The sequence below is a fragment of the Luteitalea pratensis genome, from assembly GCF_001618865.1.
GTDB lineage: Bacteria > Acidobacteriota > Vicinamibacteria > Vicinamibacterales > Vicinamibacteraceae > Luteitalea > Luteitalea pratensis.
Genome location: NZ_CP015136.1, coordinates 6,012,091 through 6,024,999 on the forward strand (window position 1 = coordinate 6,012,091; position 12,909 = coordinate 6,024,999).

The following is a 12,909-nucleotide window of genomic DNA, read 5'->3' on the forward strand; positions in this document are numbered from 1 at the left end:
CGCATGTTCCCCAACGCCAGGCCAGCCCAACAGGACGAGGCCGTTGATCGGCACCATCAATCTTGCGTCATGCGAGGGCGCCGCGCCCCGGGAGTCGAAGACATGAAGACCGAACTGGCGACGTTCTATGGACTGATCGACGAGATCAAGGTGGCGATGATGACGACGCGCCGCCCCGATGGGCATCTGGAATCGCGGCCCATGGCCAATCAGAAACAGGCCAACGGCGCCGACTTGTGGTTCGTGACCGAGGAAGGCAGCGGCAAATTGAACGACATCGCGCACGACGCGCATGTAAATCTCGCCTACTACAAGCCGGGTTCGTACGAATGGGTATCGGTGTCGGGTATCGCCACTCTGTCGCGCGACCGGAACACGATCAGGCAACTGTACGAGCCCGACTGGAAGGCGTGGTTTGGTCAGGAGGGCGACCCGCGCCACGGCACACCCGATGACCCTCGTATGGTGCTGGTCGGCATCGACGTCCATGCCGCCGTGTTCCTTGACGTCAACAAGCCGAAGCCCGTCGTCCTCTTCGAATTGGCGAAGGGGTGGATCACGGGCGCGCGAGTGGAACCGGGCCAGATGCACCAGCTGAACGAGCCACATCGGTAAACAGGAGTGGCTGCCGGCCACCGCCGGCCCACGGTCATCGTCGAGGAGACGTCATGCCATCTATCGCACCGGTACGCTACGCGGTCGTAGGACTCGGCCACATCGCGCAGGTAGCGGTGCTGCCGGCGTTTGCACATGCGCGACGCAATTCGAAGCTCGTAGCTGTCGTGAGCGGGGATCGAACCAAGAGGCGAGAGATCACGCGACGCTACCGCCTCGATCACGCCTTCTCCTACGAACAATTCGAGGACTGCCTCCGCGAAGTCGATGCGGTGTACATCGCGCTGCCCAATTCGATGCACGCGGAATACACGGTACGGGCCGCCAAGGCGGGAGTGCACGTGCTGTGTGAAAAGCCGATGGCCGTCACCGTCCGGGAGTGCCGGCAGATGGTCACGGCGTGCCGCAACGCTCGCGTCAAGCTCATGATCGCGTACCGTCTGCATTTCGAAACTCTGAACATCTCGGCAATGGAGCTGGCACGTCGCGGTCAGCTTGGAGAGCTGAAGTTCTTCACATCATCATTCTCGATGACGGTCCGTCGCGGTGACATTCGTACCAGGCGGGACTATGGAGGCGGCACGCTCTACGACATCGGCGTCTACTGCATCAACGCTGCGCGCAACCTGTTCCGCGCGGAACCCACCCGAGTCTCCGCCATGTCCGTCAATAGCGGCGTCAAGAGCCTCGTGGAGATCGACGAGACGACCGCGGCCACAATGCAGTTCGGCGACGGCCAACTGGCGACCTTCGTCACGAGTTTCAACGCCGCTGACGTGGCGGCGTACCGCATCGTTGGCACGAGAGGGCACCTTCACGCTGAGCCAGCGTATGAGTACGCCGAGGGTCTGAAATACACGCTGACCATCGATGGAAAGCGACGGACGAAACGCATTGGCAAACGGGATCAGTTCGCGCCGGAGCTGTTGTATTTCTCTGATTGCATCCGGAACGACCGGCAACCAGAACCCTCAGGCGAGGAAGGACTGCAGGACGTCCGCATCGTCGAGGCCTTGTACGAATCAGCGCGACGGCAGCGCCCCGTCGCCATTCGGAGTTTCCGGAAACTGGTTCGTCCGACATCGCGACAACGGATCTCACGGCCAGGTGTACGCAAGCCGGACCTGATCAAGGTGCAAAGCGCGAGTCGTGATTGAACCGTCTACGTCGGTGGCGAGGACTGCGGACATTCGGATCGGGACGGCGGGGTGGTCGATTCCGCGCGCGTCAGCCATGCGATTTGATTCGTATGGAACGCATCTCCAGCGCTACTCGCGCTGGCTCCGCTGCGCTGAGATCAATTCCTCATTCTATCGGCCGCACGCCGCCGCTACGTACGCGAAGTGGCGGGAGAGCACCCTTCCGGATTTCAGGTTTGCCGTCAAGATGCCTCGAACGATTACGCATGAGTTGAAGCTGCAAGACGCGCGTGAGCCGTTGGTCGCGTTCCTCGCTCAGACGGAGGGCCTGGCCGAGAAGAGAGGGCCTATCCTGGTGCAACTGCCGCCGTCGCTCGCATTTGATTGCTCAGCGGTCACTCCATTCCTTGACCTCGTGCGAACGATGTACGGAGGCCCCGTCGTGTGCGAGCCGAGGCATCCGACATGGTTTTCGCCGGACGTGACGTCCCTGCTCGAAGGCTACCGAATCTCACGCGTCGCTGCCGATCCGCCACCGGTGCCCGCCGCAACCGTTCCGGCGGGCTGGCCGCGCATCGCATACTTTCGGCTGCACGGCTCACCGAGGACGTACTGGTCGCGATATGACGAGCACTACATGGGGACGTTCGCTGACATTGTCCGGAGTGTTCCTCGCGCCGAGGAGGTGTGGTGCATCTTCGACAACACCGCAAGTGGGGCTGCGATCGAGAATGCATGTGAGTTGCACCACAGGATGGCCGCCAGAGCCAGCACGTGAGCGCGAGTGCTCGAACGAGATGAAGACTGTGGTGACGAAGTGGTGGAATCGGTCGCGGTGAACGCCGACACCTCCCGCAGCCAAGCGGCGCGTGAGTTATGCTCCGCGGCGGAGCATGCCCTCTACCTCACGTCTAACGACATTTGGCTCTCGCCACCAATCTGACTGGCACGCGCGGCCCTCAGTGCCTTCCGACGGCATGGGGCAGCGGCATGGGACGCGGTCGGTACACGCGTCAGCGCAGGATGTCGCGGCCGCCGTGCGTGCTCAAGTCGCGCTCGAGTTCGGCGGCGTGCGGTACGGACGTGCCTTCCTGACCGCGAGTTGTCTCATCGTGGCGCGGCTCACGCTCGCTCAGCACAGGCTTTCACGCACGTTCGAGTTCAGGGTGTCGGGTATTCCTGGGGGTACTTTCCCATCTCGGGGTATCGATGCCCCGAGGGGTATCGGCGCCCATCGTCCGTACGGTCCCGCCCCTTTGCCACCAACCAGCGCACAAACGGCGGCTACTTGTAGAACTCGCTCGAACGCGAACTCCTTACAAGCGCCGCTGCGAACACCCGCACGCTGGCCTATCAGGCAATCACGCTACAGGACATCAGAACATTCCGTGGGCGGTGTACCAGGCCCGGACGCGCGACAGCATCTCGGGATCGGTGGCGACCTCGGCGTGACCGAGGCGGCGATAGAGATGGCCCTCATGGGGGGCAGTGAGGACGGAGTCGAAGCGGCTGTCGAGGAAGAATGGGACGGCGTAGTCCAGGAGGCCGTGGTGCCACTGATACGGTGCCTGAACGCGCCGGGCCTCCGCGACGCTCGGGAGCGGGATACCGTCGTGGTGAATGGCATCGACCAGGACACCGCCGGCTGTGTGTGACCCCACGCGGACGTCCCCGGGATAGGCCGCGACGAATGCCGTCGTGACGAAGGCGCCCATGCTGTGACCGTGTGCCGCGACGCGCTGGACGTCGACGTAGCGAACGCGCGCCAGGACGGTGACCGCCGCGTGCGCGCGAAACGCGTTCGGCGGACTCGCGCCTTGCTGGAGGACTGTGCCCGGCGCGCCAAGGGGCACCCCGCGCGCGTGGGTGTAATTGACCGCGATGCAGACCAGGCCCCACGTGCGCATCACACCTCCGAGTGCGTGGCCATACGACTGCGCGTCGCCACCGGCACCGTGACTGAGCACGACTGCGGGGAATGGCCCGGGGCCGCGCGGCTTGAGCAAGATGCCCTGGAGATCAACCGTCGTACCGTCCAACGTGCCGACGAGCGTCCACGTCGCCCCGGACTCGGACTCGGGATCGCCGGCGATCGAGAGAACGGGGTCGCCGGGGGCGCTGGCCGGCACACTGATCAGGGCGTGGCGATGGCACGCCGCCAGCGCACACAACATCGAGACGATCAGGGCGACTCGGAGCGCTCGGCCAAGATCCATTGGACTGCTGCCCGTCTGCCCACGCTGGCTAGCCATTCGACGGGCACGTCGAAGTCGGCCCTGCCAGCACCCGGCTCAACACGAACGACCCAGCAGTCGCCGCGCCATGGGCGCTCCAGCATCGATGGCGATCCCGTCGTCTCATCCGTGCCTCCCTATTGACCGCCTTGAGCGACTCCAGCCGACCGCCGTGGCGCTTCGCCGCTCGCCTGCAAGAACGACTCCTTGACCAGGACTCGGTCGCGGCGGCTTCAGCGGCTCCTGACGCACGGGGCATCGGCACGAGACGTGCTCCGTCCAAGTCGGAGGCACTCCATGAATCGGCAAGACGCATCTCGAAAGTTGACGCTCGCGACGAGGGCAAGGGGCACGTCAAGTCGGGAACGAGCGCCGCGCGCCTGCTCACGACATCGATGATGTGCCCACGGACCGCCCGATTCCCGGCGTGCTCATTCCCAAGCCGCTACCGAGTGGATCCGAGGGCGACGTCCCAACCGAGACGGCGTCCAAGGAAAACGCCTCGGAGAGATCGGAAGGGATCGCTGAGCTGAAAAAGATGGAACAGAACGCGGAAGACGGCCGCGAGTGAGTATTCGCTACACTCTGTACCGCAATCGAATAGTCGAGGAGAACTTGCAATGATTGACTCGAACTCCGAAATACACGACGAAGGCCAGCCCTTGAGCGCCGCCGGAGAAGGTCATGCCGGGACAGCTGAACCCACAGACGCGTGCAGTTCGGATCCAAAGAACCCCCCGACCGAGCCCCAGGGTACGCAGCGGGATCGGGAGAAGAACATAGAGTCGGAGGGACAGCCAGTTCAGCTACACGCGGATTCTGGCAACAAACACCAGGTATTCGCCTTCGGGCCGGACGTCACATCGCCGGTGGCGAGCAAGTCGAAGTTGTTCGCGCTGATCAACGTCCGCTCATTGTGGGAAGCGAACGCGCACGTGAAGACCCAGGGACAGACGCTTGCCGTCACAGCCACCTTCCCGGTTCCGAGCGTACGGCTGAAATGAGCCGACAACTGCCGGCGTCCAAGCGTCGGCGGCACTACCGGAACACTTTCTCGGGAGGCGAGACAGTGACTTCAATTGGCACCTCGATGCCACGCCCCTAGCTGCCTGCGAACATCCCGTAAGAATTCGACCGGCGCCGGAGTTCTGCCAGTGTCGCCCTCGGTCAGCGAGCATCGTCGAAAGAGACGAGGGTCGACCGCTTGCCATAGCCCGACAGGGACATCCTCAGCCGGGCGATGTCGGCCGCACGTGCCGCCATCAAGCGCCATTCAGTCTACGCGGCCGCAACTCGGCGCCAAAGACAGCCTCTGTGGTCACCGATTCGTGCCGTGCAGCTTGCACGGTGCTGAACCGTCGGGAGTTGTGGAGATTTGCGATGAGGATGAGGCCAGTACTGTCGAGCAGGCCCGCGTCCACCAATGATGCCGGGGGCTTGATCCAGATCTCACACGTCGCTTCGCCTTGAGCGAAGCGGAAGGGGCGCAGTACCTGGGAATGAGCCGGGCGTGGCTCAAGAAGGCGCGCACGGCTCGGTTCAGAGCGGCGATTGATGCGCCGCCATTCGTGAAGGTTGGCGCCAGACGGGTCGTGTATCGCGGTCGCGATCGAGAGGACTGGGTGCAAGCCCACGTCAGCAGGCAGCGCGAGACGACAGCTCTGCCGGAGGTGCGGTCTTCAGCCCCGTACCCCTAATGCACCCCCGAACCCACACAGCCTGTTTGGCAAAGGTGAGGCGATGTCACTAAACTATTCAAATATAAGAACTTAAATGGTACGCCCGGTAGGGTTCGAACCTCTGACCTTTGGCTCCGGAGGAATGTGGAGCGGGAAAGCAGGAGACCACTTCAGACTGTCCCTCGTTTGTTTTCAATCAGTTGCGCCAACCGGGGACAACCCGAAACGGCGTCGAGCCGCTTCGGATTGTCTGTAATTTGTCAACCGGCCTCGCAGTGGCGCACCTCTGTCTGGCTGGTCGCGCCGCCGCTACGCGCGAAGCTCGAACGGCGGTTGTCCGGTGGTCTCCGCGAGGCCAGGCGCGAACCAGTCGTCCTCGGTGCGAATGCCACGACGTGGGATGCGGAGCAGCGCGGCGGCTTCCTCTGGCGTCAGACGCGAAGGCGGCGCCAGAAGGGTGTCGCGGACGAGCGTTGAGCGGCCGCGGTTGGCGATGCGCAACGCGTCCGCGGCCACGACAGTCAGTTGCGAGAAATTGATGAGATGAAGGCACCTGGGTCTTTCGCACGACACCCGTTGGCCTTCAGGAAGGCGTACCCGCCATGGACGAGACCGAGCGCCAGCAGTGGCGAACGCTCCTCGACGTGAGGACGGCGTCGTCACCAAGCGTGGCTTCGGGCAGTGAAGCGGACCCGCACGCCGGCGTTCTTTCCCTGGTTTCCGCGCGTGCCGCGGTGAGCTGTGCGGCGCGCCCATCTGATCAACCACGCGCTCTACCCAGTCGGATGGCTCGCCTCGGTGCTCTTGGCAGCGCGTGGCATCGGCCGCCGACCCGACGATCGTCCCGCGCATAGAGCATCCCACGCGGCCGGTGGACCGGAACCCGGCGGCCAGTTCAGGGGGACGTTACGACGACCGCGCGTCAGGTCCGGCCGCCGCTGCGCCGGTACGCGTGCGGCACCGTGGAATCGAAGTACATCGAATCGCCGACCGCAAGCGCGTGCTCGTCAACGCCCATGTGCACGCTGAGCGTACCCTCAATGGTGTAGATGAATTCCACGCCCGGATGCTCATGCGGCCGAAGCTTGTCCGGTGCGATCGGAAAGAACTCCGCGTAGTAGCAGCTGAACCGGCGCTCGGTGGCCGGATAATCGAGCGACTCGAAACGATAGGTCACGTCGCGCGCGCCTGGACGATCGGGAAGCTGCACGCGCTGGTCCTTGCGCACGACCGCGACAAGCGGATTCTCACGCGCGCCGGCGAAGAAGAACTCGAGTCCGACGCCGAACACAAGGGCAATACGCAGTAGCGTCGGCAGTGTCGGAAACAACCGGCCGCGTTCAATCTTCGAGAGCAGGGCCGGTGACAGCCCGGTGTGCTTGCCGAGCTCGACGAGGCCGATCTTCTTCTTCAGGCGCAGGGTGCGGATCGTGTCGCCGATCCGATAGTCGCTCAACCCGTCCTGCAGCGTCTTCGACAGCATCGCTCCTCCGTTCAATTTGACTGCCAGTCACATTTCACGGCGTCTGTGTCGTGTCGTTCACACGACTTTCTGGATGGCGTTGATTTTACTTGTGTTCAAGTTTCTTTGCATTACATTCAATCCTGGAGGTTGTCACGAAGCCAACTGACATCGGTGCAGCCGTGCTCGTCGTCGGAGTGGCCGGTCTGTATCAGTCGCTGTTCTGAAAGAGGGTTCAAAGCCGTCCGATGAAACCGGCGGCACCCCGTTAACCCGCATCGCACGTTAGGAGTCCATCATGTTGAAGAAAGCATCAGTCATTGTCGCTGCGGCCCTTGTCATCGCGGCGGCCGCTCCGCGCCAGATGGTTCACGCTGAAACCGCCAACATCGTCGATACGGCGGTGGCGGCCGGTTCCTTCAAGACGCTCGCGAAAGCGCTTGAAGCGGCTGACCTCGTCACGACCCTGACCGGGCCCGGTCCGTTCACGGTCTTCGCGCCGACCGACGAGGCGTTCGCGAAGCTTCCGGCCGGCACGCTCGAAAGCCTGCTCAAGCCCGAGAACAAGGACAAGCTACGGCGTGTCCTCACCTATCACGTCGTCGCCGGCAAGGTGGTCGCCTCTGACGTGGTGAAGCTGCAGTCGGCCAAGGCTGTGAGCGGCGACACGATCGCCGTCAACGCGCAGAGCGGCATCGTCCGTGTCGATGGTGCGCGGGTGATCAAGACGGACATTCAGGCCAGCAACGGCGTGATTCACGTCATCGATGCGGTGATTCTGCCGAAGGGCCTTTAACGCTCTGAGAGGGGATAGAAACAATCATGCGCAAGATCATGCGTGGGCAATCACCCGGGCGTCCGACCTCCGACGATGTTTCCGGGAGATGGAAGGGCAGAGAAATGTCGAAGCTTTGTGGAACAGTCATTGTCGGCCTGCTGCTGGTCTGCACCGCTGCGTGCAACGGCGCGTCCTCATCGGTCGCCCCCTCCGCCGTGCCGGGTGTCACTTCCGTCAACGGCGGAGAAGAGGCCCTCGCCGCGCAGCCCGATACCGCCGCGGCGGCGAAGCCGGGACCTTTGACCATCGTGGAAATCGTGCTCCAGCCTGACGGCGAGTTCGACGTGCTGCAGGCGGCAGTCGTAAAGGCCGGGCTGGTGGATCTGCTGAACGGCACAAAACAACACACCGTGTTCGCGCCGACGGATCTGGCATTCGTGACGACGCTCGGCGTGGCCGACGAGGCGGCCGCGATTGCGGCGGTCGAGGGGCTGCCGGTCGATCAGCTGACCAACATTCTGGCCTATCACGTCACCCACGGACGCCGGACAAGCCGCTCGGTGTTGGCGGCGCCGTCCTACCAGATGCTGAATGGGGGCACGCTGACGCGCGACGCGCTCTCCGCAGCGGGCATCGCCGCCACCGACATCTCGGCGTCGAACGGGATCGTCCACGTGATCAACGCGGTGCTGCTTCCGTAGCGCACCGCCCCCTACGCTGGCGGCCGTTCCGTTCGGCCGCCAGCACGGGCTTCACGCGACGGCGCCCAGTCGTACTCCATGAGGGTGGCGCCGATGAAGGAGGGGCGTCGGTGCGCAGCGAGCCGGCGCTGCAACCGCTCGAGCTCCGATTCGACTCCCGGTCGGCACGCTCGAAAACCCTGCTCAAGTCGGCGAACAAGGACAAGCTTCGGCGGGTCCTCACCCATCACGTCGTGGCCGGCAGGGTGGTCGCCGCTGTCGAGGTGAAGCTGCAGTCAGTCGGCCAAGTTCGGCGTCCCGTGCGGTACGGCCCAATCGCCACGCGCGCATGACACCGTCCTTCGCCTTCGCCGTACGCGCGTATCTGGCAGGAGAGGATGCCAGTTGCGCATCCCGAGGTACACGGGCCGTCACGCGGCGCCCTCGGAGCACGTTGGCGAGAAACGGCCGCACGTCGGCCATCCATTCCAGGGCCATCGAAGGCCACAACGAACACGGCCTCGAACGGCGAACCGGACACCTATGAGACTCCAAATCTCAAGCGAATCACGTCGCCTCGGTACTGAAAGATCTTCCTCAGCGTCGGGCCGATGAAGAAGCGATGCGCGAGCCGGCCCAGGATGCCGAGCGGCGGCGCGTAATAGACGCGATCCTCCATCACCGTGCGCTCGCCGTCGGCCTCGAACGAATGCTCGTGCCACCAGACGCGGTATGGTCCGGCTTCCTGCAGATCGACAAAGCGTCGGCCGGGTTCCCATGTAGTAATACGCGTGCGCCAGCGAACCAACAGCCCTCCGACGCGGACGTGATAGTCGATCCTCGCACCCTGGGCCATCGGCGGTCCCTGTCCCTGAATAGAGAATGCCATCGCGGCCGGCGTGATGAGCCCAAGGTTCGCGGCCTTCGAGAAGAACGCGAATGTCTCCTCGATCGGCGCATGGACCACCGTCGTGGTCTGCAGCTCGTAGCGAGCCTCCCCGGCGCCTTCGGGCTGCGATTGTGCTGGCGTGATCGTGACGCGTGCGCCACCGACGATGTCCTCGAGGGCTCCGTCGAGAGTCGGGAAGTCAAAGGCGAACTGCCGATCTCCAAGCGCACGAGGCGCCACGCGCTGGCTCGCCAGCAGCACCGTGTGCGCCTCGCCGAAGACCACCGCGAGCGCCAACGCCGGCAGCGGCAGGATCGCCGGTCGAGAGAGCGCGCGCCCGAGTGCGCGGGCGAAGGCTCGGCTCGTGGCCTCGTCGGGCGCCACGCCGTTCACTGGTCCGCGATAGCGCTCGTCGACCAGTGTCACCGCGACGATCTTCACCAGGTCGTGGAGATGAATCCACGGCATGTATTGCCGTCCTGAGCCGAGCGGCCCGCCCAGTCCAAGCTCGAACGGCGGCTGCATTCGGGCCAGCGCGCCCCCTGCCCGACCCAGGACGACGCCGGTGCGCAGCAGAACCACACGCACGCCCAGCGACTCGGCTGATTGCGCCACGCTCTCCCACTGCCGGCAGAGCCGGGCGAGGAAATCGTCACCGCCGCTCGACGCCTCGTCGAGTCGCTCGTCGGCGCGGTTGCCGTAGTATCCGACAGCGCTGCCCGAGACGAGGACGGCTGGCCGCGTCCTGGCCTCTGCGATCGCGCGGACCAGAAGGCCGGTCACCTCGAGGCGGCTGCTTTCGAGGATCGCGCGCCGCGCCGCCGTCCATCGTCGGCCGAGGAGTGGCTCGCCGGCGAGATTGACGACCGCGTCGCATCGCTCGATTGCCGGCACTAGCCCATCCAACCCGTCGTCGGCCCGAACCGTCTCGACGTCGGCCCCGAGCATGCTGCGTGCGCGCGTCTCGGATCGCACCCACGCCATCACCGAGTGCCCCTCGCGCTGAAGCCGCGGAATCAGAGCACGGCCTATGAACCCGGTGGCGCCGGCGATCAAGACACGCATGTCAGAGTCCTTTCTCTCTCCTTCGGTTGTCCTATCCCGAGACGGGTTCGCGCGCGACTCATCGCCGTTCACACCTTTCGATCGTGGATCCAGCCGAAAGCCACGGTCGGCTGCTTCTGGAGCGCGGCCGACGTCCTCTCTGCCAGCCGCGCGTATCGTTCGGCCTGCCGACACAGGTCGTCCTGAGCCTGGGCGACCTTGCCGGTCACCGCTCGTCCCGCGATGTCCCAGGTCTTGACGAGGTGCTCGATGATGGACGCGTAATCGCGCACGGTGTAGACGTTGGCCCGCTGGGCGACGACCGCGAAGTGATCGAACAGGTCCGGATCCCGGCCGTCGTCCATGAATCTGCCGGGCATCGCGATGAGGCCCCGCAGCATCGATCGGAACGCGAGGATGCCTCCCGCCGGGTCGAGATCGAGCACCCGGCCCATCATGCGCGTGTAGAACGCCTCGTGCCTGGCTTCGTCGCCGGCGATCAGTCCGCAGATCCGGCCGAGGTTGGCGTCGCCCTGCCTGGCGGCGCTCCGCGCGACGTTGCTGTGCGAAATCCTCGTGGCTCGCTCCTGGAACGAGGTGTAGACGAGGAGGTTGTAGGGATCGGCGTGACTCTTGGGGTTGAAGCCGTTGGCGATGAGGTGATGGACCGTTCGTTCCACCGCGCGCATGTTCACGCGGCCAGTGAGACGCAGGTAGGCATTGAGCAGGTCGCCGTGTCGGTTTTCCTCAGCCGTCCACCCGCGGAGCCATCGTGCCCAGGGAGCCGGACTGGTACCTTCCTGGTCGCGTACCAGCCCGTTGAGCGCGACCGAATAACTGGGCAGGGCTTCTTCAGTGACCATGTCGCCGACAAGGACGACGAGCAGATCATCGGAGATCGTCTGTGCCGTCGTCCGAAAACGCTCGAGCTGTTCACGCCAGTTGTCGGCCTCCAGATCAGGCAGGTAGTCGGTGGGCTGCCAGGCCCGGTCCACAGGGACCAGCAAGTCGAGGTTCTCGTCGACATCCGCCTCGATCGCCCGCATCACCAAATGGCGATTCGCTACAGCGTCCGATCGACGACCGATCAAATCAGCACGCCCCATCGTCGTCGACAGTCAGGCCGCCGACTCGGTGGCGCCCGCCGCCTCCGGCGCCGTGGCGACGTCGAACCACGGCTCGTTGAAGAGGCGACGCCGGGCGCCGTTCTTGAGCAACATCAACTGGAAGAGTCCGGTGTGGCGTTCGAGGAACGTCGCTTCGCACGATCCCAGATACAGATCCCACATGCGAATGAACCGTTCGTCATGGCCGAGCGCGCGAACGCGGTCGAGGTTGTGATGGAAGCGGGTGCGCCACGCCTGCAGCGTCCGGGCGTAGTGCGTGCCGAAGTTCTCGGCGTGATACATCGAGAGCGATGTCGATCGTGCGAGCGAGCGAAGAATCTCGCCGACCGACGCGAGCTCGCCGCCGGGAAAGATGTACGTCTCGATCCAGTCCGGCGTGCCGTGATACTTCGGGAACCACTGGTCGTCGACGGTGATGGTCTGCAGGAGCATCGAGCCGTCTGGCACCAGCAGCCGATCCACGGCCTTGAAGTAATCGTCGTAGTGGTTGAGACCGACCGCCTCGAACATTTCGATGCTGACGATCTTGTCGAATTCTCCGGTCAACTCCCGGTAGTCGGCGCAGAGCACGTCGATGCGGGACCCGGCCTCGCCAATCCGCGTGCGCCAGTCCCGCACGTGTCGGTATTGCTCGTCGCTGATTGTCGTGGTCGTCACGCGGCAGCCATAGTGCGTCGACGCCCACACCGCGAACCCGCCCCAGCCGCTGCCGATCTCCAGCACGTGATCGTTGTGCGAGAGCTTCAGTGCCCGGCAGATACGGTCGACCTTCGTAGCCTGTGCCTGTTCGAGTGAATCAACGGCTGACTCGAAGTAGCCGCACGAATACATGCGCAGCTCGCGATCGAGGAAGAGGCCGAAGAACTCGTTGCCAAGGTCGTAGTGCCGATGCACGTGCCTCCGGCTGCCCGCGAGTGAATTGTCCCGCAGGCGGCGAGCGATGCCGCCGGCCAGCCGTTGCAGCGCGCCCGCGAGAAGGCTCGACCCCTCGAGTGCCCGACGGCTGCGCAGCATCAACCGCACGAGAGGAATGAGATCGGGCGTCGTCCAGTCGCCATCCATGAACGACTCGCCGAGACCGACGTCGCTGCCCGTGAGCGCCCGCAGGAAGAACCGATCGTCGTGGACCACCAGGGCCGCGTCCAACTCGCCAGGCTCCCCGTACCGGTACGTGCGGTCCGGGCAGGCGACGGTCAGCGTCCCGCCGGTCACGCCGTCGAGACCGGAGAGAAATGCGGTCTTCGCCCACTGCGTCAGCATGC

General features: G+C 64.5%; 13 protein-coding genes. 7 read left to right on the plus strand and 6 right to left on the minus strand.

The features are described 5' to 3' along the window. Window positions 1-102 precede the first annotated feature (102 nt). The 3 genes from LuPra_RS25295 to LuPra_RS34660 all read left to right on the plus strand — a co-directional run bounded on the left by LuPra_RS25295 (window position 103) and on the right by LuPra_RS34660 (window position 2,532). Window positions 103-615, plus strand: coding sequence for a pyridoxamine 5'-phosphate oxidase family protein (locus tag LuPra_RS25295; RefSeq protein ID WP_157899651.1), 513 nt, complete (start codon window positions 103-105; stop codon window positions 613-615). Beyond that, the gene (locus LuPra_RS25300; RefSeq protein ID WP_234800546.1) at window positions 552-1,772 is read left to right on the plus strand and encodes a Gfo/Idh/MocA family protein; all 1,221 of its coding nucleotides are present in this window, start codon (window positions 552-554) and stop codon (window positions 1,770-1,772) included. Before LuPra_RS25295 ends, LuPra_RS25300 begins: the two co-directional genes overlap by 64 nt. Before the next feature lie 76 nt (window positions 1,773-1,848). Next, entirely contained in the window at window positions 1,849-2,532 is a 684-nt protein-coding gene (locus LuPra_RS34660; RefSeq protein ID WP_110173337.1) for a DUF72 domain-containing protein, read from the plus strand. 598 nt (window positions 2,533-3,130) lie between these two features. On the opposite strand, the gene LuPra_RS25310 is transcribed toward LuPra_RS34660, so the two are convergent. Beyond that, entirely contained in the window at window positions 3,131-3,970 is an 840-nt protein-coding gene (locus LuPra_RS25310) for an alpha/beta hydrolase family protein (RefSeq protein ID WP_110173338.1), read from the minus strand. Window positions 3,971-4,608: 638 nt separating this feature from the next. Between LuPra_RS25310 and LuPra_RS32285 the strand changes: the two genes are divergently transcribed. Further along, entirely contained in the window at window positions 4,609-4,992 is a 384-nt protein-coding gene (locus LuPra_RS32285) for a hypothetical protein (RefSeq protein ID WP_157899652.1), read from the plus strand. Window positions 4,993-5,976: 984 nt separating this feature from the next. Here the strand turns inward: LuPra_RS32285 and LuPra_RS25320 are convergent. Together LuPra_RS25320 and LuPra_RS25325 are read right to left on the minus strand one after the other, a co-directional pair. Further along, window positions 5,977-6,183, minus strand: a complete 207-nt coding sequence (locus LuPra_RS25320; RefSeq protein WP_110173340.1) for a hypothetical protein — start codon at window positions 6,181-6,183, stop codon at window positions 5,977-5,979. Window positions 6,184-6,589: 406 nt separating this feature from the next. After that, complete coding sequence (locus LuPra_RS25325; RefSeq protein ID WP_110173341.1) at window positions 6,590-7,150, minus strand: helix-turn-helix domain-containing protein; 561 nt, start codon at window positions 7,148-7,150, stop codon at window positions 6,590-6,592. A gap of 277 nt (window positions 7,151-7,427) precedes the next feature. Here LuPra_RS25325 and LuPra_RS25330 point away from each other — a divergent pair, with 277 nt between their 5' ends. The 3 genes from LuPra_RS25330 (at window position 7,428) to LuPra_RS33800 (ending at window position 8,940) form a co-directional block, all read left to right on the plus strand. Further along, complete coding sequence (locus LuPra_RS25330; RefSeq protein WP_110173342.1) at window positions 7,428-7,925, plus strand: fasciclin domain-containing protein; 498 nt, start codon at window positions 7,428-7,430, stop codon at window positions 7,923-7,925. A gap of 26 nt (window positions 7,926-7,951) precedes the next feature. Further along, the gene (locus LuPra_RS25335) at window positions 7,952-8,608 is read left to right on the plus strand and encodes a fasciclin domain-containing protein (protein ID WP_110173343.1); all 657 of its coding nucleotides are present in this window, start codon (window positions 7,952-7,954) and stop codon (window positions 8,606-8,608) included. A gap of 110 nt (window positions 8,609-8,718) precedes the next feature. Then, entirely contained in the window at window positions 8,719-8,940 is a 222-nt protein-coding gene (locus tag LuPra_RS33800; protein WP_110173344.1) for a hypothetical protein, read from the plus strand. Window positions 8,941-9,128: 188 nt separating this feature from the next. Here the strand turns inward: LuPra_RS33800 and LuPra_RS25345 are convergent, their stop codons facing one another. From LuPra_RS25345 to LuPra_RS25355, 3 genes are all read right to left on the minus strand, one after another. After that, on the minus strand, window positions 9,129-10,541 hold the full coding sequence (locus tag LuPra_RS25345) for a TIGR01777 family oxidoreductase (protein WP_110173345.1): 1,413 nt from the start codon (window positions 10,539-10,541) through the stop codon (window positions 9,129-9,131). A 68-nt stretch (window positions 10,542-10,609) separates the two neighbouring features. Next, window positions 10,610-11,566 carry an acyl-ACP desaturase gene (locus LuPra_RS25350; RefSeq protein WP_234800965.1) on the minus strand — a complete coding sequence of 319 codons (957 nt, stop codon included), beginning with the start codon at window positions 11,564-11,566 and terminating at the stop codon, window positions 10,610-10,612. Window positions 11,567-11,638: 72 nt separating this feature from the next. Further along, window positions 11,639-12,907: an SAM-dependent methyltransferase gene (locus LuPra_RS25355; RefSeq protein ID WP_110173347.1), complete on the minus strand. Its 1,269-nt coding sequence runs from the start codon at window positions 12,905-12,907 to the stop codon at window positions 11,639-11,641. Between the last annotated feature and the right edge of the window lie 2 nt (window positions 12,908-12,909).

Coding starts and splice junctions, on each gene's coding strand:
- LuPra_RS25295 (WP_157899651.1), top strand. CDS start 103: ATGAAGACCGAACTGGCGACGTTCTATGGACTGATCGACGAGATCAAG.
- LuPra_RS34660 (WP_110173337.1), top strand. CDS start 1,849: ATGCGATTTGATTCGTATGGAACGCATCTCCAGCGCTACTCGCGCTGG.
- LuPra_RS25310 (WP_110173338.1), bottom strand. CDS start 3,970: ATGGATCTTGGCCGAGCGCTCCGAGTCGCCCTGATCGTCTCGATGTTG.
- LuPra_RS32285 (WP_157899652.1), top strand. CDS start 4,609: ATGATTGACTCGAACTCCGAAATACACGACGAAGGCCAGCCCTTGAGC.
- LuPra_RS25325 (WP_110173341.1), bottom strand. CDS start 7,150: ATGCTGTCGAAGACGCTGCAGGACGGGTTGAGCGACTATCGGATCGGC.
- LuPra_RS25330 (WP_110173342.1), top strand. CDS start 7,428: ATGTTGAAGAAAGCATCAGTCATTGTCGCTGCGGCCCTTGTCATCGCG.
- LuPra_RS25335 (WP_110173343.1), top strand. CDS start 7,952: ATGCGCAAGATCATGCGTGGGCAATCACCCGGGCGTCCGACCTCCGAC.
- LuPra_RS25345 (WP_110173345.1), bottom strand. CDS start 10,541: ATGCGTGTCTTGATCGCCGGCGCCACCGGGTTCATAGGCCGTGCTCTG.
- LuPra_RS25350 (WP_234800965.1), bottom strand. CDS start 11,566: ATGCGGGCGATCGAGGCGGATGTCGACGAGAACCTCGACTTGCTGGTC.
- LuPra_RS25355 (WP_110173347.1), bottom strand. CDS start 12,907: ATGCTGACGCAGTGGGCGAAGACCGCATTTCTCTCCGGTCTCGACGGC.